The organism is Paenibacillus segetis (assembly GCF_014639155.1).
Taxonomy (GTDB): domain Bacteria; phylum Bacillota; class Bacilli; order Paenibacillales; family Paenibacillaceae; genus Fontibacillus; species Fontibacillus segetis.
In genome coordinates, this window is record NZ_BMFT01000001.1 from 396,068 (window position 1) to 417,058 (window position 20,991).

The 20,991-nt window shown below is 43.1% G+C and carries 20 protein-coding genes and 2 pseudogenes; 14 read left to right on the forward strand and 8 right to left on the reverse strand.

The annotated features are described in order from the left end of the window. Window positions 1–39 precede the first annotated feature (39 nt). Genes IEW05_RS01640 through IEW05_RS01655 form a run of 4 tightly spaced genes read left to right on the forward strand, consistent with a single transcriptional unit; the run spans window position 40 to window position 2,895 of the window. A complete protein-coding gene (locus IEW05_RS01640; RefSeq protein ID WP_188535178.1) occupies window positions 40–501 on the forward strand; it encodes an S-ribosylhomocysteine lyase in 462 nt (153 codons plus the stop codon). Between the two features lie 5 nt (window positions 502–506). Further along, window positions 507–1,277, forward strand: coding sequence for an SDR family NAD(P)-dependent oxidoreductase (locus tag IEW05_RS01645; protein WP_188535180.1), 771 nt, complete (start codon window positions 507–509; stop codon window positions 1,275–1,277). Between the two features lie 19 nt (window positions 1,278–1,296). Then, a complete protein-coding gene (locus IEW05_RS01650; RefSeq protein ID WP_188535182.1) occupies window positions 1,297–2,145 on the forward strand; it encodes a MetQ/NlpA family ABC transporter substrate-binding protein in 849 nt (282 codons plus the stop codon). Window positions 2,146–2,157: 12 nt separating this feature from the next. After that, window positions 2,158–2,895, forward strand: coding sequence for a 5'-methylthioadenosine/adenosylhomocysteine nucleosidase (locus IEW05_RS01655; protein ID WP_188535184.1), 738 nt, complete (start codon window positions 2,158–2,160; stop codon window positions 2,893–2,895). Window positions 2,896–3,103: 208 nt separating this feature from the next. On the opposite strand, the gene brnQ is transcribed toward IEW05_RS01655, so the two are convergent. Further along, on the reverse strand, window positions 3,104–4,444 hold the full coding sequence (gene brnQ, locus IEW05_RS01660) for a branched-chain amino acid transport system II carrier protein (protein ID WP_188535186.1): 1,341 nt from the start codon (window positions 4,442–4,444) through the stop codon (window positions 3,104–3,106). 329 nt (window positions 4,445–4,773) lie between these two features. Between brnQ and IEW05_RS01665 the strand changes: the two genes are divergently transcribed. The 4 genes from IEW05_RS01665 to IEW05_RS01680 all read left to right on the forward strand — a co-directional run bounded on the left by IEW05_RS01665 (window position 4,774) and on the right by IEW05_RS01680 (window position 9,835). Then, window positions 4,774–6,276, forward strand: coding sequence for a stalk domain-containing protein (locus tag IEW05_RS01665; protein WP_188535188.1), 1,503 nt, complete (start codon window positions 4,774–4,776; stop codon window positions 6,274–6,276). A gap of 151 nt (window positions 6,277–6,427) precedes the next feature. Further along, window positions 6,428–7,648 (forward strand): phosphoenolpyruvate hydrolase family protein, encoded by a 1,221-nt coding sequence (locus IEW05_RS01670; protein WP_188535190.1) that lies wholly within the window; start codon window positions 6,428–6,430, stop codon window positions 7,646–7,648. A gap of 121 nt (window positions 7,649–7,769) precedes the next feature. Beyond that, on the forward strand, window positions 7,770–8,978 hold the full coding sequence (locus IEW05_RS01675; RefSeq protein ID WP_188535192.1) for a Tm-1-like ATP-binding domain-containing protein: 1,209 nt from the start codon (window positions 7,770–7,772) through the stop codon (window positions 8,976–8,978). 26 nt (window positions 8,979–9,004) lie between these two features. Continuing rightward, the gene (locus IEW05_RS01680; protein WP_188535194.1) at window positions 9,005–9,835 is read left to right on the forward strand and encodes a phosphoenolpyruvate hydrolase family protein; all 831 of its coding nucleotides are present in this window, start codon (window positions 9,005–9,007) and stop codon (window positions 9,833–9,835) included. A gap of 129 nt (window positions 9,836–9,964) precedes the next feature. Here IEW05_RS01680 and IEW05_RS25700 read toward each other — a convergent pair whose 3' ends face one another. The 4 genes and pseudogenes from IEW05_RS25700 to IEW05_RS01695 form a co-directional block, all read right to left on the reverse strand. After that, on the reverse strand, window positions 9,965–10,465 hold the full coding sequence (locus IEW05_RS25700) for an MFS transporter (protein ID WP_229753220.1): 501 nt from the start codon (window positions 10,463–10,465) through the stop codon (window positions 9,965–9,967). Beyond that, window positions 10,428–11,156, reverse strand: coding sequence for an MFS transporter (locus tag IEW05_RS25705; protein ID WP_229753221.1), 729 nt, complete (start codon window positions 11,154–11,156; stop codon window positions 10,428–10,430). The genes IEW05_RS25700 and IEW05_RS25705 overlap by 38 nt, the downstream gene beginning before the upstream one ends. A 21-nt stretch (window positions 11,157–11,177) precedes the next feature. Beyond that, window positions 11,178–11,996: pseudogene (locus tag IEW05_RS01690) on the reverse strand (MerR family transcriptional regulator). Between the two features lie 76 nt (window positions 11,997–12,072). Beyond that, entirely contained in the window at window positions 12,073–13,083 is a 1,011-nt protein-coding gene (locus IEW05_RS01695) for an alpha/beta fold hydrolase (RefSeq protein ID WP_188535197.1), read from the reverse strand. Between the two features lie 138 nt (window positions 13,084–13,221). On the opposite strand from IEW05_RS01695, the gene IEW05_RS01700 reads away from it, so the two are divergent. Continuing rightward, window positions 13,222–14,121, forward strand: a complete 900-nt coding sequence (locus IEW05_RS01700) for a LysR family transcriptional regulator (RefSeq protein WP_188535199.1) — start codon at window positions 13,222–13,224, stop codon at window positions 14,119–14,121. Between the two features lie 73 nt (window positions 14,122–14,194). Beyond that, a complete protein-coding gene (locus IEW05_RS01705) occupies window positions 14,195–14,968 on the forward strand; it encodes an alpha/beta fold hydrolase (RefSeq protein ID WP_188535201.1) in 774 nt (257 codons plus the stop codon). Window positions 14,969–14,989: 21 nt separating this feature from the next. On the opposite strand, the gene IEW05_RS01710 is transcribed toward IEW05_RS01705, so the two are convergent. Next, window positions 14,990–15,988, reverse strand: a complete 999-nt coding sequence (locus tag IEW05_RS01710; protein ID WP_188535203.1) for a phosphotransferase — start codon at window positions 15,986–15,988, stop codon at window positions 14,990–14,992. 240 nt (window positions 15,989–16,228) lie between these two features. Here IEW05_RS01710 and IEW05_RS01715 point away from each other — a divergent pair, with 240 nt between their 5' ends. The 4 genes and pseudogenes from IEW05_RS01715 to IEW05_RS01730 form a co-directional block, all read left to right on the forward strand. Then, window positions 16,229–16,795, forward strand: coding sequence for a TetR/AcrR family transcriptional regulator (locus IEW05_RS01715; RefSeq protein ID WP_188535205.1), 567 nt, complete (start codon window positions 16,229–16,231; stop codon window positions 16,793–16,795). Between the two features lie 64 nt (window positions 16,796–16,859). Beyond that, complete coding sequence (locus tag IEW05_RS01720) at window positions 16,860–18,062, forward strand: serine hydrolase domain-containing protein (protein WP_188540670.1); 1,203 nt, start codon at window positions 16,860–16,862, stop codon at window positions 18,060–18,062. A 156-nt stretch (window positions 18,063–18,218) separates the two neighbouring features. Beyond that, entirely contained in the window at window positions 18,219–18,701 is a 483-nt protein-coding gene (locus IEW05_RS01725; protein WP_188535207.1) for a nucleoside deaminase, read from the forward strand. Between the two features lie 181 nt (window positions 18,702–18,882). Next, window positions 18,883–19,121: pseudogene (locus IEW05_RS01730) on the forward strand (phosphopentomutase); the annotation flags it as partial. Window positions 19,122–19,417: 296 nt separating this feature from the next. On the opposite strand, the gene IEW05_RS01735 reads toward IEW05_RS01730, so the two are convergent. After that, entirely contained in the window at window positions 19,418–19,981 is a 564-nt protein-coding gene (locus IEW05_RS01735) for a sugar O-acetyltransferase (RefSeq protein ID WP_188535209.1), read from the reverse strand. Between the two features lie 166 nt (window positions 19,982–20,147). Then, a complete protein-coding gene (locus IEW05_RS01740) occupies window positions 20,148–20,807 on the reverse strand; it encodes an FMN-dependent NADH-azoreductase (protein ID WP_188535211.1) in 660 nt (219 codons plus the stop codon). Window positions 20,808–20,991: the final 184 nt, after the last annotated feature.

Consider the following 20,991-nt stretch of genomic DNA (forward strand, 5'->3'; position numbering starts at 1 on the left):
GATTCATATACAATACTACATACAAAGGACTGAAGAACAATGGCAAAAGTAGAAAGTTTTCAATTGGATCATACGATAGTAAAGGCTCCTTATGTAAGGGCAGCAGGGCTCGAACATGACGAAAAAGGCAGCACCGTGCAAAAATATGACCTGCGCTTCCTGCAACCCAATAAAGATGCTATTCCGACGGCTGCGCTTCATACGCTGGAGCATCTGCTCGCTACTTATATGAGAGACGAGGTTCAAGGAATTATTGATATTTCTCCAATGGGATGCAGAACGGGCTATTATTTGATTCTCTGGAATGAGCATGATCCGGAAGAGATCGCATCCGCACTAGAAAGAACGTTGAAGCGCGTATTGGAAACGACGGAGGTTCCGGCTGTATCCGCGCTAGAATGCGGCAATTATAAGGATCATTCTCTGTTCTCCGCCCAAGAATATGCGAAGATTGTGCTGGAAGCGGGTATTAGTAGAGACGCTTTTGAAAGAGTGTTGTAATTCCCATGATTACGTTGGATTTATCTCATCAGACAGCGGTTGTCACCGGCGGTAAATCAGGCATTGGACAAGGTATTGTGGAAATTTTGCTGCAAAGTGGGGCCAAGGTCATTTCTGCTGACCTCGCTTATGAAGAAGATTATCAAGTGATTAACGGACAGTTATTCGAGACTAGATTGGATCTGTCTCAATCAGAAGATATATATCGTTGGTCCAATATCGTGTTAGAACAAGCGGGGGTTCCGGACATCGTTGTGAATTGTGCCGGCACTTCTACAATGGATTACGTGATTGACAGCAAGCTGGAGGATTGGGAAAAGGTGTTCTCTATTAATTCCACTGGGTTGTATCTCGTATCCAAAATTTTTGCGAAGGCGATGGTTGATGCCGAGAAGTCGGGTAGAATCATCCAAATCGCATCGCAGGCAGGTAAGAACGGTTACCGGGCGATGGGCGGTTATTGCGCATCCAAACATGCTGTTCTTGGTTTGACGAAAGTGATGGCGGTTGAACTGGCGAAGCATAATATTCTGGTCAATGCCGTATGTCCGGGCATCGTAGAGACGCCCATGAAGCATCGGGAGCGCATAGAAGGCGGAGTTATTCGCGGGATGACCGCAGAGGAGATCTATGCGGAGGATTGCTCGCAAGTTCCGCTGGGAAGAACCGCCGAGGTTCTGGACGTTGCCAATGTCGTATTGTTCCTGGCTAGTCCATTATCCTCGTATATGACCGGACAAGCCATTAATGTAACCGGCGGTATGACTATGCATTAGTAGAGAGGAGAGAATAAATATGAAAAAGAGTAGATTATGGGGCGGATTAGCCATTGGATTGGTATTAACACTAGTGATTGCAGGTTGCGGCAGCAAATCATCTGGCGATGGTCAGACAATCGTCATTGGTTCGCAGGGCTCCGACGTTCAGATTTGGAAGCATATCGCAGAATCTCAGGCGGCCAAGGATGCCAAGCTCAATATCGAAGTCAAGGAGATCAATGGTGGCGTAATATTGAATAATGCGACCAAAGAGGGAGAAGTTGATGTGAACGCTTTTCAATCTTGGGCCTACCTGGTCAGCTACAATAAAGACAGCAATGCCAATCTTGTAGCGGTAGCGACCACTTATCTTGAACCGATGGGAATTTATTCTGGAAAGTTCAAAAGTATTGATGAGGTTGTAGATGGCGGTACCGTTGCCTTGGCTGACAATCCAGCCAATACAGCCAGAGGATTAAGTCTGCTGCAGGCAGCTGGACTTATCAAATTAAAAGATGATTTCAACTTAGGAACGGGTACGGTTAACGATATCGTCGACAACCCTAAAAATCTGAATTTTAAGCTGATCGATGACACGACCGGTCCGCGAGTCATTCAAGATGTAGATTTAGTGCTGATTGGTAATACAATCGCTATGGAAGGCGGATTAAATGTATTGAAGGACTCCTTATTCCATGAGGAAATTTCTGTGGACACGAAAAATAGTATCAACGTGCTTGTAACCACCTCTGATAAACAAAACGATCCTGGTATTTTGAAATTAGGCGAATTGTATCATAGTGAAGATACGCAGAAATATATCGATGAAAATTTCGATGGTACTAAAGTGCCTGTAGAAAAGCCAATTTCTTATTTGGAACAATAGAGAGGTTACTTCATGCGAATTGCTATAATTACAGCTATGGAAGAGGAAATGGCTCCTTTTCGCAGTCAGTCGCAAATCAAGGTAAAGACACAGGTTGGCAAGGTAATTATTGAAGAAGTCATTTACCGGGGCGAGCCGCTGATTCTGGTGGAGAGTGGAATTGGCAAGGTCAATGCTGCTATTGCGACTACACTGCTCATTGAACGGTATAAACCGGATTTGATCATCAACTCCGGCTCGGCAGGCGCATTCGCTGCAGGATTAAGTGTCGGGGATGTCATTGTAGCTACCCAGTATGTGTATGGTGATGTCGATGCTACCTGCTTTGGATATGAGCCCGGACAGGTTCCGCAAATGCCGGCGAAATATGAGTTGAATGCTGCCTGGCTGGATATGGCAAGGCAAACAGCTACAGCAGCAGATCTCCCGTATTTCCTTGATTTCGGATTGGTACTGACCCTGGATTCATTCATGAGTGAATCGGAGCGGGTAGAAGGAATTAAATCTACCTTTCCTTCGGTCAAGGTATCGGATATGGAGGGGCTGGGTATTGTGCAGGCCGCTGCGCAATATGGAATCCCGGTGTTAGCTGTAAAGGCGGTATCGGATATTGCTGGCCATGGTAGCGTTACGGCTAACAGCTTCGATGATAATCTGGACGTTGCTGCCGAGCATGCAGCGCATTATACCAAGCTGTTGGTTCAGCAGATTCAATCGATTTATGTCAAGAGTGAAGCCGTAGTAGAATAAAATGCTGGGCCTGTAGGCGGTACGTTTAATTAAGCGTACTGTTTGCGGGTTTTTGTTCATAAGGTCATGGGTTCAACAAATTAGTGATATTGTATAAAGCTAAAGCCGCCTCTCTATTAGGAGAAGCGGCTTATTTATCTTTGGAATTTCATTTTGTTTGATGAGTTTTGAAAGGCATATTCGGTTATTGATCGGTATAGCCGACTCATCAGTCTTCCAAGAGACTAGAAGATGGTTGTCCCATTAGTCGTTCCGGCAGAAGAAGCCCAATCAGCACTCCCACACAAGCTGGAATAAGCCAGCCCAATCCGAAACTATACAATGGTAAGTACTGAGTAAACCAGTCATGGAGCTGCTCTAGATTTAGTGGCGTATCTTTAAGACCGTCGACCAGGCTGACGAGAAAAGTTAGAAATAAGCTAATCCCGTATACGGTGCGCTTACCTTTGAACAAATCATGAAAGAATGTGAGTATGATGAGCACGATAGCTAGCGGGTACAGTATCGTCAGAACAGGCACGGAAAAGTGGATTAATTGCTCTAGACCGATATTGGCAAGTAGGGCGCCGATAACACTCAAGACGACGCAGAAACTTTTATACGAGATGCCTGGAATGATCTTCTGAAAATAGCTGCTACAAGCGGTGGTCAGGCCGATGCTTGTCGTCAGGCAGGCAAGCAGTACAATGATGCCGAGTACAAAACCTCCGAACGTGCCGAAGTATTGGCTAGTGACCAGGTTCAACACCTCGCCGCCATTGGCCAGAATACCGAAGGTGGATACGCTACTTGCTCCGATATAAGTCAGGGATGTGTAAATCACGGCGAGCATTGCTGCTGCAATCAAGGACGCTTGGAAGCAGACTTTCAGAATGCTTTTACGTTCGTAGACCCCTTTCGCGCGAATAGCGTCTATGACGATAATGCCGAATACTAATGCCGCGAGCGCATCCATCGTTAAATACCCCTCTTGAAATCCTTTAAAGAAGGCTTGGGAGGCATAACCGGGTTCTGGTTTTTGAGGCTCGCCCAGGGGTGCCGCAAAGGAAGTTATGGCCAACAAGGTGATGCAGGCGATCAAAATAGGAGTTAGTATCTTTCCTATGATATCAACCGTTTTTGCAGGGTTAATGGAAAGGAGCAAGGTCACCCCAAAAAATAATACAGTGAAGACCACCATGGCTAGCGGACCATGCTCCGTTTCGATATATGGCTTAACAGCGATTTCGTACGAAACGCTACCAGTTCTCGGCATAGCAAACAATGGTCCGATCGTTAAGTACAGCAAAGTGGTGAAGCCGAAGGCAAACCAAGGATGCACGCGATTAATCAATGCTAGCAAATTTTTCGAGCCGGAAAATCCGAGCGCTAACGTTCCAAACAAGGGCAGGCCGACGCCCGTGATCAGGAAGCCCAGATTGGCTTGCCAATACTGATCACCTGCGTTCTGACCCATCATCGCGGGGAATACGAGATTTCCTGCTCCGAAGAACAAGGCAAAAAGCATGAGTCCGATTGTCAATGTGTTACTGAAAGGAATGCGTTGCATAGAATGTCTCTCCTGTATCTAAAATTCATTTTATTATTAACACTTAAACAAGATCATTCGAATAAGATCTCTTCGACATTAATCGACAGATCTATTATAGGGTAAAAGGAGGATGAATCCAATGACAGAGACTGGTATCTGTTAGGGTACCCCGATGGGAGGGAATGTAAAAGCCATCTTCAATACATCCAACATTTGTTTATTTGTTAGCGAGACTTCAGGTGTTATACTAATCTGTCGATAGCGTAACGGATATACATATCGTCTGTTCTTATCAGGAAGAACCGGGTAATATACTCGTAATACAGTCATAAGGGGGAATGGGCATCATGAAGAAACGTATTACTGTAAGCTTAGTTATGTTTATTGTTGTTCTAAGTATGGTCCTTCCAGGACAAGCTTCGATGGAAGCGCTTAGCCAAGAACCGGTTATTAAGGATAAAATTCTCGAACAAGCGATCCATTCGTGGTTAGCTAAAGAAGGCGATGAACCACTTACGAAAGCGGATTTAGAATCTCTCACCAATGTATCTTTAGCGGGAAAAGGAATTAAAGATCTGCAGGGACTGGAGTATGCCGTTAATATCACGGAACTCGATTTAGACAATAATACAATTACGGATCTTACACCCCTAAAGAAACTTACAAAGATCCGTAGTCTTAGCCTCAAAGACAATCAAATCTCATCGATTGAGGATTTGTCCGCTCTGAAGGATTTGAAGTATCTAGAAGTAAGCTGGAATCAGATCTCATCCTTGGATGTAGTGAAACAGTTGCCGAGTCTAATCGAATTGGTCGCCGACCACAACCAAATTTCGAATACCCAGGGGCTCTCTAGTGCCGCAGAATTATCGTATTTGAAAATGAGTGACAATGCGATAGAGGACATAGCTCCTCTCGGCAATATAAAAAAGCTGACATATCTTAATGTATCTTATAATAAAATCAAGGATTTTGCGCCACTACGGAAGCTATCCAAAAGTCTGACGTATCTGGGGATTGATGGCGATCAGGTTACAGATCTTAAGATGATAGAAGGATTTTATAATCTAGAAGGTCTCTCTGCTAGCAACAATAACATCGAGAGTCTTGCCCCTTTAGCGAAATTAACTAACTTGTCTTCATTGGATCTATCTTCTAACAAGATTAAAGATTTAGATCCGTTACAACACTTGAATAAGCTGAGTACCCTCTACTTGGATAACAACCGAGTGTGGAATTTGGAACCGTTAAGAAATTTGAAAGCCCTAAACATCCTCAATTTGAGCAACAACCGGGTGTGGAATTTGGAGCCGATTCAAAAGAATAGTTTTGATTTTCATTGGGATACAGGGGCGGAACGATACGGACTGCAGTTGGATAATAACTACTTGGACTTAAGCCAAGGAACCCAAACTTATAAAATATTTAAAAAATTGAATGCGGATCCATATGGTATTAGATCTCAGGGTAAGACTCAACGTTTAATTATCGGCAGCAAGACAGCCTATTTGGGCGACAGTATTTACAATTTAACAGCAGCGCCATTCATTCAGACAGGTCGTACCTATGTGCCTATACGTTTCATTTCCGAGAAACTTGGGGCAAAGGTAAATTGGAACCAGAATACGAAAGAGGTAACGATTCAACAAGACGATAAGACCATTCGTTGGTATGTAGGGAATAAGCAAGTGAAGATCAACCAGCAAACCGTGATGTCCGACGCGCCTTTACTACTGAGAAATAACAGTACTTTTGTTCCAGTACGCTTTGTGTCGGAGCAACTGAATACTTCTGTTGAATATTTAGGCAGCAAAAAAATGGTCATCATATTCGAGAATAAGACCACATAACGGATGAAGAATCGAGTTGATGGTTGAGCTAGCACAGGAAAAGGAGCCTAAAGAGGCTCCTTTTTTGTTTAAATGTAGAGATCGATAGACCACTGGATTATCGCCCTTTCCTTCGGTTATCCTTATATTAGGGATAGGGGGATGTGGAAGTATGAACAGAGAACAGATCCTGAACAATCTCAGATCGCAATTAGAGATGGGCAATCATATTATTGGTGTGGGCACAGGTGCGGGAATTACAGCAAAATATGTCAAGCAGGGTGGGGCTGATTTCATTCTGACGTTGAACTCGGGTAAATTTCGGCAAATGGGGAGAAGCTCGCTGGCTGGTTTTTTACCATTTTGTAATAGCAATGATATGGTCATGGACTTTGGATCGAGGGAGATCATTCCTTTAGTTAAGGATATGCCTATTATATTTGGACTCAATGCAACCGATCCGACAAAGGATATGGAAGACTACATAAGTGAAATAAAGGCTAAAGGATTCTCCGGTATTAATAACTACCCTACCGTTGGACTCATAGATGGCCGCTTTAGCGAGGCGCTGCAAGAAGATGGGAATGATTATTTGCTTGAAGTAGAAGCGATAAGATTAGCTCATGAGAAGGATCTGTTCACCGTTGCTTTTGTATTTGATGAAATCCAAGCAGCACAGATGATCGAGGCCGGCGCGGATATTATTTGTGCGCATTTAGGTTTGACGGAAGGCGGATTATTAGGAGCCAAGAAGGTATTTTCGCTCGAAGCTGCCAAGGTGAAAGCGGACAAGATCTTTCATGCATGCAATGAGTTGAAGCCGGGCATCATTAAGTTAGTATATGGTGGTCCTGTAAAAACGCCAATTGATGTTCAGTATATGTATAGCAACAATGAGAATTTAATGGGGTATATTGGGGGCTCTGCATTTGAGCGAATTCCCTCGGAGAAGTCCATTACCAATATAACGAAGGCTTTTAAGATATCGGGGAAGCTTGATGAAGATGACCTTATGGTCAAAATGTTAGACGGAATCACGAAGCACTATGACTATGTTGAATTTGTCAAAGAATACGTGGCCCAGAATTATATGAATGAGATTTCATTTATAGATTTAGCCAAGGTGGCTCATGTATCCCGAAGTTACTTGAGTAGTTTATTTACCAAGCAAGTAGGTTGCAGCTTCCAGACGTATATCGTGCAATATCGCATGGATAAAGCAGCCGAGATTTTAGATAGAGAAAATATCCAATTATCCGAGTTAGCACCACTAGTCGGTTATCAAGATTACGCACAGTTTAGCAAAATGTTTAAGAAATACAAAGGTTGTACGCCAAAACAATATAAATCTAACATAAACACAAAAACACATGACATAAAAGCGTTTTCATAAATGAGCTCAGAAAGTATGATTAATGTATAGTTAATCGTACTTTTTTTATGGAGAGCGTTCTCGAAGACGTGGTCTAGCACTGTACAGGCTAGGTCATCAAATTAAAGAGGAGGTTAGCGAAATGAAGACCATTGCCATTGCAGGAACATTTGACACCAAGGGTGACGAGTATTTATATATCAAAAAGTTACTTGAAGATTTAGAACTGAATACTTTTACCATTCATACGGGGGTGTTTGAACCAACATTTACGCCTGACGTATCGAACCGTAAAGTAGCCGAGGCCGCAGGTATGGATATGACAGAGCTTGCTGCTAACAAGGACCGAGCATTAGCAACCGAAGTATTATCCAAAGGGATGGAGAAACTAGTACCTGAATTATTTAAGCAGGGCAAATTTGATGGCATTATTTCTTTTGGCGGAACGGGAGGAACTTCACTGGTGACACCGGGAATGCGTGCATTGCCGATTGGTGTACCGAAAGTGATGGTCTCGACTGTAGCATCAGGAAACACGGCTCCTTACGTTGGCACTAGTGATATTGTCATGATGCCGTCCGTAGTGGATGTTGCAGGACTTAACTCGATTTCGACCAAGATTTTTACCAATGCCGCCTTCGCTATCGCAGGGATGGTGAAGTTTGAGAATAAACAAGTAATCGAGAAAAAACCGCTGATTGCCACAACGATGTTTGGGGTAACGACACCATGTGTGACGGCAGCCCGCAACTATCTTGAAACCAGAGGTTATGAAGTGCTGGTGTTCCATGCAACAGGTGTAGGTGGCCAGTCGATGGAAGCCCTGATTGAGGCGGGATTTATTGAAGGGGTATTAGATTTGACCACCACAGAGTGGGCAGATGAAATAATTGGCGGTGTGCTGAATGCTGGACCTCATCGTCTGGAAGCGGCAAGTAAACATCATATCCCGCAGGTTGTATCTGTAGGTGCGCTTGATATGTGTAACTTTGGACCTTATGATACGGTACCGGAGAAATTTGCAGGGCATAAGTTCTATAAACACAATCCTACGGTAACACTCATGAGAACAACAGTGGAAGAGAATGAAGCCATCGGCAAAAAACTCGTTGAGAAATTAAATATGGCTAGAGAGAAAACCGCGCTGATGTTGCCTCTCAAAGGCATATCCGGCATTGATGTCGAAGGTGAAGCCTTCTATGGTCCCCAGGAAGATAAGATGTTATTTGATACATTAAGAAACGGTATTAACCGAAATGTTGTAGAACTTATTGAAATGGATTATGCCATTAATGACGTAGAGTTTGCCGAAGCAGCGGCACAGAAACTAATCGAACTCATGAATAAATAAAATAAACACATTGGAGGAGTTTAACCATGAACAAAAATACAAGAACAGAAATTATGGCGAAGTTCAGAGACGAAGTTAAGAATGGGAAGATTCTTTTGGGCGTAGGTGCCGGTACAGGGATTACTGCTAAGAGCAGCGAAGCTGGCGGAGCGGATATGCTGATCGTCTACAACTCAGGAAGATATAGAATGGCAGGACGTGGATCGCTCGCAGGTTTACTATCTTATGGCGATGCCAATCAAATTGTCGTTGAGATGGGTTCCGAAGTCCTTCCTGTTGTCAAAGATACCCCGGTATTAGCAGGGGTGTGCGGAACGGATCCTTTTCGGGTGATGGAAGTGTATTTGAAGCAGCTTAAGAACCAAGGATTTAGTGGCGTTCAGAACTTCCCGACCGTAGGGTTGATTGATGGGGTGTTCAGACAAAACCTAGAAGAGACAGGTATGGGCTATGGTCTAGAAGTCGACATGATTAGAACTGCGCATGAATTAGACATGCTGACTACGCCATACGTATTTGATCCTGAACAAGCCAAAGCCATGGCCGAAGCAGGAGCCGATATCCTGGTAGCGCATATGGGCTTAACGACTAAAGGCACCATTGGAGCCAAGACTGCTCTTACCCTAGATGATTGCGTAGAAAAGATTGAGGCGATTATCAAAGCAGGTAAAGCTGTGAATCCAGACATCATGGTCATTTGTCACGGTGGACCGATCGCCGAACCGGAAGATGCTGCGTACGTAATCGAAAGAACGGAAGGCATCGACGGATTCTTTGGGGCATCGAGTATTGAACGATTTGCTGCGGAGAAAGGGATTAAGGAACAAACTGTGTTGTTTAAGACCATCACTAAGTAATAGGTTATAGACAACGAAACCTCCGTTATGGGGTAATGGATAGAATGGATAAAAAGGTGTAGCTTATGGCTACACCTTTTTGTTGACTTTTTAAAGTTGGGAATAATAATCCAGATGGTTTAATCCATTTTATATTTCTTTATTAACAAAAGGGGTTTCAAGCTCACTGCTCATTTTTTTGAATAGCAAGATCGCAAGAAGCAAAGCGATACAAACAGCAGCTAGGCCCAGCCAATTCAAATACAGGACGGATGTACGACTGATGACAAGCCCACCTAATCCAGATCCCAGTGCAAAACCAAATTGGATGAAGGAAGTATTTACACTTAGGGCAATGTCCGGATTTCGAGGTACCAGAGTGACCAGAAATAGCTGCTGGGCAGGGGAGATACTCCAGGTTGCTAACATAAAGATCATTAAAACCAAGATCAATACAAAGAGATTGACACCGGCTAGATCGAATAAAAGAAGCGTTGCTCCTTGTAATAGAAGTCCGAGACAAATTGTAAATTTCGATCCCCTTGCATCTGCTAATTGCCCACCTATTTTTGATCCAACGAAGCTGCAAATTCCTGCCAGGAATAGAATACCACTAATTTCGGTTATCGAAAGAGTGGAGGTGGCTTGCAAGAAAGGCGTAATATAAGTAAAGAGTGTAGAGTAGCCACCGATATAAAATAAAGTAATAGCCAAAGCAGTCAGAATTTTTGAATCTTTTAAAATGGAGAAACTGCATCCTAAGGGTAACCGCTTCTTCTTCTTCTTCTTCTTGGATTGCCGGAATTTTATTATAGACGATCAGCAATGGAACAATGGTTAATAAACCGATCAAAATAAACAAAACTCTCCATCCAAACATTTCACTAAAAAATGTGCCAATCGGAACGCCCAGCACGAGTGAGCTGCTTAGGCCCATCAAAATAATGCCGATAGCACGGCCCCTTCTTTCTTTTTCAACCAGTCGAGTAGCTACTGCCATGGCTACCACTGTAGCGATTCCTCCGCTAACCCCTTGAATAATTCGTATCCATAGTGTTGTCTCATAAGAAGGGCTTATAAACATCAGTCCGTTGCTGGCAATGAACACACTAAGGGTAACCATGAGCAGCTTCTTGCGATCCACATTTATCGTTAGGGCGATCAGAATCGGAGCGACAATGGCCGCTGAGAGAGCGAATACAGTCACCAATAACCCAGCTTCGGAAGTAGTTACTCCCAAGTCCATGGAGATCATTTCAATGATTCCTGTAATAATGTATTCAATGGTTCCGATCAGAAAAACAGCAAGTGCCAGGACATAGATGATCAGTTTATTTTTCAATTCATTCTGCTCCTCCTCCAGTTATCTATTTATAATTGGGATTTGTATTTCCATTAATTGCGCATCTTGTTTTGTAGATAACGGTAAATATATTTCCCTGCCAGGTTCGTTTTCCTTGATCTGATAGTTATTTCTCTCAATCCATTTTGCTAGATCAACACAGGCAGTACGAGCAAAGGTAGAATCCGAACGAAAGGTCATTGTGGCCATCATCGGCTCAGAAGGAAGAGTGCGCAGTTGAAATGTATCAGGAAATGATGGAAGCTCCCGGGTCAAAAAATACCCGACTTCAAAATTAAACTCATCCTCTTGTTCGTCGATTTCTTTCCACAAAACAACCTGGGGACTTTGAGCCAATTGGCGAGTTTCCTTTGTTAATAATTGATTAAATGTACGAAAGAGTTCGGGAATGTCGTCTTCTCTCCCGCACGCCTTCAAAGAAAGAAACGGTTGAGCAACTTCTGCTTTGATCCTGATTTCTTATCCAGTTTCCACTTGCCCCTCATTTTCTATAAGCTGCATACGTTCCTCAATCCGGGCGAGCTTGACTTGTACCATATCGATGATATGTTGGATTTCACTTTTTTTCAGCTTAAACATCCCTTGAATATGCTCCAAAGTAATATCTTCGTGCAGCAACTGTATAATTTGTGGTAAGGTAAACCCCAACTCTTTATAGATAAAGATTCGGTTAAGTTCAAGAAGCTGGTCTGCTGAATAGTAGCGGTAGCCGGAGTCGTGATCCACCTTTCTTGGCTTTAATAGACTAATCTGGTCATAATAGCGCAATGTTTTTAAGGAGACCTTGCTTAGCCTGGAAAACTCACTGATTTTAAACAAAAATATCACCTCCAATCTATAACCTAATGGGAGTATACAGTTTCCCGTGCAGGGGAAAGTCAAGTGTGCGATGTTTTCATTCGAGCAGGAACATTTTTAGGCTTTTATCTATAAATACGGAATCTGGTTCATGCTGTCCAATGCCTGCGCAATGCCCCCACTTCGATTCAATTGGGAGAAATAATGCATTTGGCATATGCTGTTCCTCATATTTGTTATCCTGAGGAGGAAAGAAAAGGTCCGTACTTCCCGGCATAACCAGTGCCCGTGCTGTAATCCTGCTTAATGCAAGTTCAAAATCACCGTCATACGCCGGATTTGCGCTAATGTCGCCGGTGATTCCGGTACGTAGCATGGTGATCAAGTCATTGGCGTCAAAGGTCAAAAACACTTGATCCCAATAATCCACGAGATATTCCTCTAGTGTGTGATAGCCCTCTTGCTGATAGAGCTGCTCTAGATAAAAAGCCTGAGAGAAGCCCCAAGCTGCATAGACTCGACCCATGGCTGCCAATCCCGCTTTGGGCTGCTGTGTGTAAAAGCCATTCTTCCATGAAGAGTCAGCCTGAAGGGCAGCGATCATTCCTTCAAATACAACCTTTGCATGTGGCCTGGTCTTTGCAGTCCCTCCGAATGGAGCAATTCGCTCGACCATATCGGGATAGCTTGCTCCCCACTGAAAGGTCTGCACGGCTCCGAGTGACCAGCCAACGACGAGTGCGATTTTCGTAATGCCGAACTTCTCGGTAACCAGTTGATGCTGCAGCCGCACATTATCATAAATCGAGACGAGTGGGAAATTAGCTTGATGATAAGGCGGCGGCGTATTGCTTGGCGAGGAGGATAGTCCATTGCCCAACATATTCGGTATGATGATAAAATACTTTTCCGGGTCCAATGCCTTGTCAGGTCCAATTAACCATTCATTATCAGTATGCTGGCCTGCAAACCAGGTGGGATAAAGGATGACATTATTTTTTTCTGCATTTAGCGTTCCGTAGGTTTTATAAGCGAGAAAGACATGTGGCAGGGTATCACCGGATTGCAGTAACACGTCTTCCATTTCATAAATTTCATAATCTCTCATGTGAAAATCTCCTTTTCATAGCTAAAGATGAATGGCGCCATTCTTGTCATCACTCTACGATGATGCTATTGTTAAGTCAAAGAAACGTTTATGAATAGAACGTTCATTTTTTTTGAATTAAGGGTGGGATGATGTTCCGTGGAATTACGCCAATTAAAGACCTTCCATACACTTGCCTCCACACTCAGCTTTAGCCGTGCTGCAGAAGTGCAGAACTATGTCCCATCAACGGTGACGATGCAGATGAAGTCTTTGGAGGAAGAACTGGGTGTCCAGCTTGTGGACAGATTAGGTAAAAATGTGATTCTGACCGATGCCGGGAGAAATTTTCTGCGCTATGTAGATAACATACTCGGTGAACTTGAAGAAGCTCAGCACGCCGTCAAGCAAACTGGTGAGTTGACGGGGACGGTGGTTATTAGTGCAGATGAAACGTTATGTACTTACCGACTTCCAGCTGTACTCCGCCAGTTCCGCTTACGCTATCCGGGGATTCGTTTGATGTTTCGACCGCTTTCTAATCCGAACCTCAAACAGAGCTTGAGGGAAGGTGGAGCGGACATTATCTTTATGCTGGATGAGAACAAGGGCGAGTCAGGATTTTGTGGTGAAAAAATGCTGGACGAGCCCTTTTATGTATTGGCGGCGCCTGATCATCCATTGGCTGCATGTACTGCGTTGTCCATTGAAGATTTTAATGGCGAGACCTTTCTATTGACGGAGAAGGGATGCTCCTATCGCACGTTTTTCGAGCGAAGTCTTTCACAGAAGGGCATGGGAGGAATTACCGAATTGGAGTTTAACAGCGCTGAGGCGATTAAACAATGCGCGATAATAGGAATGGGCATCGCCGTTTTGCCTGAAATGGCCGTCACGGCAGAACTGGATCGGGGAGAATTGGTTCGGTTGCCTTGGGATTTGACTGCAACATCATTTGCAACCCAAATGTTTTGGCATGAAGAGAAGTGGATCTCGTCTGCGATCGAAGCCTTTTTGAACTTGACTCGAGATACATTTTTGAATAATAGCACCCTATAAATGTCAGAAGCGATTATCAAAGCAGGTAAAGCTGTGAATCCAGACATTAGGACAATTGAAGGGGGGGATTCCATTGGCGTTATTTTATAGAGAGACAGGTGATATAGAAGCCCCACTTATTGTTTTTTTACACGGGGGTGGAGTTAGTGGTTGGATGTGGGATAAACAAATTGAATATTTCAGAGATTACCATTGCCTAGTTCCTGACTTACCTGGACATGGTTCTAGTTCAAGTACGTCTTTTTCTATTCGTAACAGTGCTGAACAAATCATAGATTTGATTCAAGCTAAAGCACATGGTACACAGGTTATTGTGATAGGGTTTTCATTGGGGGCGCAAATAGCTATTCAGATATTAAGTATGAACGCTGATCTGGTAGATTACGCAATCATAAATAGTGCGCTTGTAAGGCCTATTCCTTTTGCCAATAAGATGATTAGCCCTTCGATTAAATTGACATATGGGCTCACAAAGAACAGAAGTTTCTCTAAGCTTCAAGCCAAGCAGTTATACATAGATCAAGAAATGTTTGAAACCTATTACAAGGAAACCTGCCAAATGGATCGGCATGTGCTCATTCAAGTGCTAGAAGAAAATATGGCATTCCAAATACCTGAAGATTTCGCTAGATCCAACGCAAAAATATTAGTTACGGTTGGAGCTACAGAGAAAAAAATGATGAAAAAGTCTGTACTTGATATCGTCAATAAGAACTCAAATGGTCAGGGCATGATCATACCAGGTGTGGGTCACGGCGTGTCTTTGGCTCAACCTGAATTATTTAATAGCATTGTAGAGGCATGGATTCATGATCGGGAACTTCCGAATATGGGGTTGTTGAAATAGTTACTTGCTTGGAATTTGTCCCTACTGATCAGCCCATTCATCTAATAAATCCATTGCCTGTAATCGGAGAGGCCATGTTTGCTCAATAATATCTATCATGTTGCGGCTTCTCGGACTTCTAGGGAACAGAGCGACAAACCAAGCTTCACGCAGTAACCGATACAAGGAAGAGATCGTTTTACGTTCGATCCGGTCTAAAGGGCGGAGCTCTTCGTACCCGTGTAACAACGAATGAATGAAGACGGGATTAAAGCGAGTCGTGTTCATGAGGGCTATTGCTACTTCAACATAGATCGATCCTAACTTAATGCGATCCCAATCAATAATGAATAGCTGTCCATCATCGGCAATAATAACATTCTGTGAAGTAATATCACTGTGTATCAATGCGGGACGAATCGTCTCCTTCATCAAAAGGTTTGCAATCTCCGGGCTCATTAATTCGGTCCAGGACCGATCAGCAAACTGGTTACAGGCTTTTCCGAACCTTTTATACCATTTGCGAATCCAATGATTCATTTGATTTACTTTTGTCATCCGTCTGCGAAAGAGACGATCTTTGTTCTGCCATATTCGAATATGATTGAAAAAGGGACCTTTCATGGGGATGGAATGATTGGATGTTGTATGCAAGGAGGCAAGAGCTCGTCCGAGCTTGTCGAAATCCTCTGGATGTTCCATGCTTCTCCCATTTATCCATGTGGTTACATAGAAGGGCCTTCCTTGATGTACAGTCCACAATTTCCCGGAATTGCTCGTAAGCCATTTAGGCATAGAATTGAAGCCATTATTCATCAAATGCTGTATATAACATGCAGTTGTTGTTATTTGATTAATTGTACCTGAGTGGAGTAAATTACTCCGGAAGTAGGGCTTCATCGCATAGGTTCCGCTTTCCGTCTGAACTCGGACGATGGCGTTCTTTCGATAGTGAGACGCGATCGAGTCTGAATGCAACGGAATTAAGCCGAATCGGCGGACAATTTTGCGTATTCGGGTTTTGGTATAAGCATTTGCCATGAGCAACATCGCTTCCTTCGAGAGAAAATGTGGAGCATCGTGCTATTTGTTAGGTTATTCATGGAAGGGGTAGCGTGTATGGTTTAGTGCCTAAGTAACTATTAATTAGTTGCACTTTGCGACAGCGATGATTCCAGTCCACCCTTGAGGGAGGGGATCATAAAAAATTGATTGACGATGTTATTTATTTACATTACTATAAAAGAAATCATGTGATTTCTTATGAGGTGGAGTGGTTATATGGTACAAGTCCAGAAGCCTCAAATAAGAGAGGCTTTGCTAAAGGCAGCTAAACACGAATTTATGGAGTATGGATTTCAGCGATCCTCTATTCGGAGAATTGCAGCCGGCGCTGGGTCTACAATTGGCAACATGTATAAGTATTTTCAAAGTAAAGACGAACTTTTCGAGCGGCTGGTCTCCAACGTAAAAGGTGAATTATATTTCTTTATTAAAGAACATGAAACCGAAAGCGGCGAGAGTTCCAATGCACATCAAAAGCTCCAATTGTTCGTAAATTTGATGAGCGACTACCGAGATGAAATGTTATTGCTTATTGATGCTTCTGATGGCACCCAATATCAAAATACTTATGAAGATTTGATCGCAATGGTCTCGCTGAACCTACAAGATCATCTCCCAGACTTTAATATGCCTCCTGTGCCGGATACCAGAATCCTTGTAAGAACAATTGCAGTGGGCCTTGTATCAGGATGGGTTGATGTACTACGTCATCATTCAGATAAGAAAGATATTAAGAACGGCCTGACACAATACTTTTTGTTTGTTTTTAAAAGCTTCTTGTGAGCTTTTTATTTTTCCGTCAAAAGAAAACAAGTGATTTCTTATAGGAGGGACTAATGTGACTAAAATGGAGGCTAATGGGTATGTAGAAAAGGGGTTTGAACCAGTAAAGGATGCTTTTGAACATAACTTTGATAAAAAGGAGATTGGGGCAGCCTGTGCTATTTATTATAGAGGTAGAAAAGTAGTAGATTTATGGGGAGGTTCAGCGGATTCCCGGCTTCATAAAAATTGGGAAAAAGATACCCTGGTACCCGTTTTCTCGAGCACAAAAGGATTTGCTGCCCTTGCAACGGCGGTTGCCCATTCCAAAGGATGGATTGATTATGATGCAAAAATATCGAGTTATTGGGCCGAATTTGGAATGAATGGGAAGCAGGATATTACAATCAGGCAGCTTTTAGCTCATCAAGCTGGGTTGTGTGCGATTGATCAATTACATATAAACAAAATTTCGGATCTAGACACCTCCCACATCACTTCGCAACTTGCAGAGCTAAAGCCCGAGTGGAAGCCGGGAAGTATGCATGCATACCATACATGGACGATAGGGTGGTTCATTGGAGAAGTCATTAGAAGAGTGGACCCTAAAGGAAGAACACTGGGGAAATTTTTTCATGAGGAAGTGGCACAGCCCTTACAAGCAGAGTTTTTTATTGGCCTCCCTGATGATATTCCGCAAAGTCGACTTGCCGCTGTACAGGGGATGAATAGTCCGTTCCAATTGCTGTTTCACTTACATGAGATACCTAGGCCGTTACTTATGGGTTTCCTAAATTCAAGATCGCTTACCTCACGAAGTATGGTGGATCCCAATAAGTTAGTTGCTCACGAGAACTTTAATAGGAGGGAAATGCTTTCCATTGAGTTTCCTTCAGGTAATGGTGTCGGAGATGCAAGAAGCATGGCTAAAATATATAGCGAGTTTGCAACTGGGGGTAAGGTGCTGAACTTGTCTGAGACCACGATGAATGAGATGATGAAACCTGCCGTTCCTCCTTTTAATGGTTGGTATGACCATGTCAATAGATGCGAGGTTGGCTATTCACTAGGGTTTTGGAAACCCATCTCAGGCCGAATGTTCGGTAGCAGTTCACATGCGTTCGGCCATCCAGGTGCAGGGGGGTCCTTTTGCTTTGCAGATCCCGATAGCGCTGTTGGCTATGCCTATGTTATGAACAAAATTGGTGGGTATATGGATGGTAATCCTAGGGAAAATGAAGTTAGAAGGACATTCTATCAGTGTATAGCAAACAAGTTGCTAGTTTAGGGGATTCTCCTTTATTTAATGGAGCGGGTAAGTAGTTTTTATTTATGAAAATGCTGCAAATCGTTCGTTCCTCCACGATCGCGATAAAATATCGCAGCTGTCGGATGATCATCGTCCCCCGTAGTCTGCATCATATCAAAAAGAGGGGGTTCCCTTATGATCGATAATACCGATCTAAAGCATCTACGACGCTGTGTTAAACTTGCAAAGGCTGCACTTCAGGCCGACGATGAACCGTTCGGTTCGGTTCTAGTCTCAGCCGATGATGTCGTGCTTGCAGAAGATCACAACCATGTATCCGGCGGAGATCATACCCAGCATCCAGAATTCGCACTAGCGCGTTGGGCGGCCGAGAACATGACGATAGAAGAAAGGCGCAAGGCGACGGTTTATACATCGGGGGAACATTGCCCGATGTGTGCCGCGGCTCACGGTTGGGTTGGATTGGGCCGTATTGTGTATGCGAGTTCCTCTGCACAACTGGTTCGATGGCTTAGTGAGATGGGGGTCGCCGCATCGCGTGTCCGCAACCTTCCGATACAGGAAGTCATTCGCGATACGGACATAGACGGTCCTGTTCCTGAACTGGCCGAGCAGGTTCGGGAGCTCCATCGACAGTTTCACGCGAAGAAACGGTGATCTGGAAGAAATTAAGAAAGCCACTACTGGACTTATAGTTGAAAAGGTCGAGCACCTAGTGATACGGTGAACTAAGCCCCGGATATAATTCCAGCGCGCCAATGTTTAAATACTATCTATGATAAGCATCCCAACCTAATTTTGAGTGGGGGTATTGTATTCTTCTAACATTGCTGTTCTTTTCAAAGTGTTCCCAGATGGATTTCCTGATGAATTAATTAACGAGTTGGAACAAAGAACGGGACGGCAGATTATTGGGAATAAGCCAGCTAGTGGTACAGCTATTCTGGATGAACTTGGACAAAAGCATATGAACACCGGTGCACTCATGTCTATACTTCAGCGGATTCAGTGATTCAGATTGCGGCTCATGAAGAGGTTGTTCCTTTGGAAGAACGGTATCAAATCTGTGAAATTGCTATACCTGTGAGTAAGACATTTTCGGATATTGGAGCAACGGTTGCAGATAACTTCGATGTAACAATGCCCCAATTTGGACAGAGTCTCTTGCAGGAACTTACTGTATCATAAGTAAGGGGAAAATTTGGCGTAAGGTAATGGAAAACGGAGAAAATGAAAAGACGTCCTGGAGAAGCTACTGCTTTAGCAGTGCCTTCTTCTGGACGTCTTCCTTCATGGTCATGGGAGTGGGTTGAGACCACATGAAGGTTGTTGTTATATTTCTGACAGCGATAGAATCACCGATTGGCGCCTGACTAAAGGGCTTCTTTCAAAGAGCGGATGACTTTGCACGGATTGCCGACAGCCAAACTATCTGGCGGAATGTCCTTCGTAACGACACTGCCGGCCCCAATCACGCTGTTCGCTCCGATCGTCACACCAGGTAGGACTATAGCGCCTGCACAGATCCATACATTATCACCAATATTGACTGGATGTGTGTATTCCAATCCCGCTAACCGTTGCTCTACATCCATAGCATGTTCTTCCGTTATAAGGCAGACGTTAGGCGCAATAAATACATTGTTACCAATTGTAATTTTCCCGCTGTCCATGAGCTTGCAGTTAACATTGAGAAAAAAATTATCTCCTACCGTGGTATTGTACCCATAAGTGCAGAAAAGCGGCTGCTCTACAACGCAATTATCTCCGGTCTTTCCCAGCAGCCCGCGAATGGCGACCTGTCGTGCTTCTTGGTCCAGTGGGTGTATATTGTTATATTCGTATAGCTTTTTCACGGTATCAGCACGGTCTGCGACAAGCTCAGGATCGCCAGGTTGGTATAACATACCAGCATGCGATTTTTCTTTTTCGTTCATAACATCAACTCCTTTATTCATATCAGCGAAAGTATCTTAATATAAGGGATGATAAGATTCAACTATAAAATTACGACATATTACGGTGAACCGTATCATAAGTAACGGCAAGTTTTTTCGGAAAACTTAGTGTCATACCAAAATGATCGGCTGATAAAATAATTTCTTATTTAGCTGCTAACTTTGAAGCCTGCTCTTTAGCTTCTTTATATGCTTTTTGTAATACTTCATTTCTGTCCAGAAATGCTGTTCCTTGAATTCGAACTGTTTCAAAATCCTCGATTCCCATTATATCAAATATGGACTTCAAAAATTTATTTGAGTAGTCAAGTTCGGTATAAAAATCTTTATTGGTGTAAATTGATCCACTAGCTTGAATTGTAACTACGCTTCTTCCATCGTCGAGAAGTCCAACGGATACTCTACCATTACTCATTGGGGTTTCAATATATCTAAACGTTTCCCGTGCAATCATAACATTATCTATATAATCTTTTAGTTTTGAGGGGATATTAAAGTTATGCAATGGTAATACAACGACGTACTTATTAGCACTTTTGAATTGTTTTAGTATCTCGTTCATGCGGTCTGTTACATTTTTCTCTTGAATTGTTAATTCTTTTCCTTCTGCTTGTTTAGCCCATGCACTCAAAACAATTTTATCTATTACGGGGACTTCAACGTCGTATAGATCAATTTGTTCTATAACCTCGTCATTCGGATGCTTCTCTTTGTATACTTTTTTAAAGTAATTGAGCATATCTAGACTTGCAGAAGTTATAGAATCAAAATCTGGGTGTGCATTGATGATCAGTAATTTTCTCATGTATATTTCCTCCTGAAGTTAAAAGTTATTATCGACAAAACTAATCGACGATTTATTTAATCCATAATATATCATCCCAATAGGTGAGTCAATTTGTACTCCCATGCAATTTGTGTAAATTTACAAAACGAAATAGATGCTATACTATTTTATTTACGTTATCCTTCTCATGAAAGTAGGTGAG

Bases quoted from the DNA above. Each gene is read 5' to 3' on its own strand.
- brnQ (WP_188535186.1), bottom strand. From the start codon at position 4,444: ATGCAACGCATTCCTTTCAGTAACACATTGACAATCGGACTCATGCTT.
- IEW05_RS01695 (WP_188535197.1), bottom strand. From the start codon at position 13,083: ATGAGAGATTATGAAATTTATGAAATGGAAGACGTGTTACTGCAATCC.
- IEW05_RS01725 (WP_188535207.1), top strand. From the start codon at position 18,219: ATGATCGATAATACCGATCTAAAGCATCTACGACGCTGTGTTAAACTT.
- IEW05_RS01720 (WP_188540670.1), top strand. From the start codon at position 16,860: ATGGAGGCTAATGGGTATGTAGAAAAGGGGTTTGAACCAGTAAAGGAT.
- IEW05_RS01655 (WP_188535184.1), top strand. From the start codon at position 2,158: ATGCGAATTGCTATAATTACAGCTATGGAAGAGGAAATGGCTCCTTTT.
- IEW05_RS01645 (WP_188535180.1), top strand. From the start codon at position 507: ATGATTACGTTGGATTTATCTCATCAGACAGCGGTTGTCACCGGCGGT.
- IEW05_RS01640 (WP_188535178.1), top strand. From the start codon at position 40: ATGGCAAAAGTAGAAAGTTTTCAATTGGATCATACGATAGTAAAGGCT.
- IEW05_RS01650 (WP_188535182.1), top strand. From the start codon at position 1,297: ATGAAAAAGAGTAGATTATGGGGCGGATTAGCCATTGGATTGGTATTA.
- IEW05_RS01715 (WP_188535205.1), top strand. From the start codon at position 16,229: ATGGTACAAGTCCAGAAGCCTCAAATAAGAGAGGCTTTGCTAAAGGCA.
- IEW05_RS01735 (WP_188535209.1), bottom strand. From the start codon at position 19,981: ATGAACGAAAAAGAAAAATCGCATGCTGGTATGTTATACCAACCTGGC.
- IEW05_RS01675 (WP_188535192.1), top strand. From the start codon at position 7,770: ATGAAGACCATTGCCATTGCAGGAACATTTGACACCAAGGGTGACGAG.
- IEW05_RS01670 (WP_188535190.1), top strand. From the start codon at position 6,428: ATGAACAGAGAACAGATCCTGAACAATCTCAGATCGCAATTAGAGATG.
- IEW05_RS01680 (WP_188535194.1), top strand. From the start codon at position 9,005: ATGAACAAAAATACAAGAACAGAAATTATGGCGAAGTTCAGAGACGAA.
- IEW05_RS01665 (WP_188535188.1), top strand. From the start codon at position 4,774: ATGAAGAAACGTATTACTGTAAGCTTAGTTATGTTTATTGTTGTTCTA.
- IEW05_RS01710 (WP_188535203.1), bottom strand. From the start codon at position 15,988: ATGGCAAATGCTTATACCAAAACCCGAATACGCAAAATTGTCCGCCGA.
- IEW05_RS01740 (WP_188535211.1), bottom strand. From the start codon at position 20,807: ATGAGAAAATTACTGATCATCAATGCACACCCAGATTTTGATTCTATA.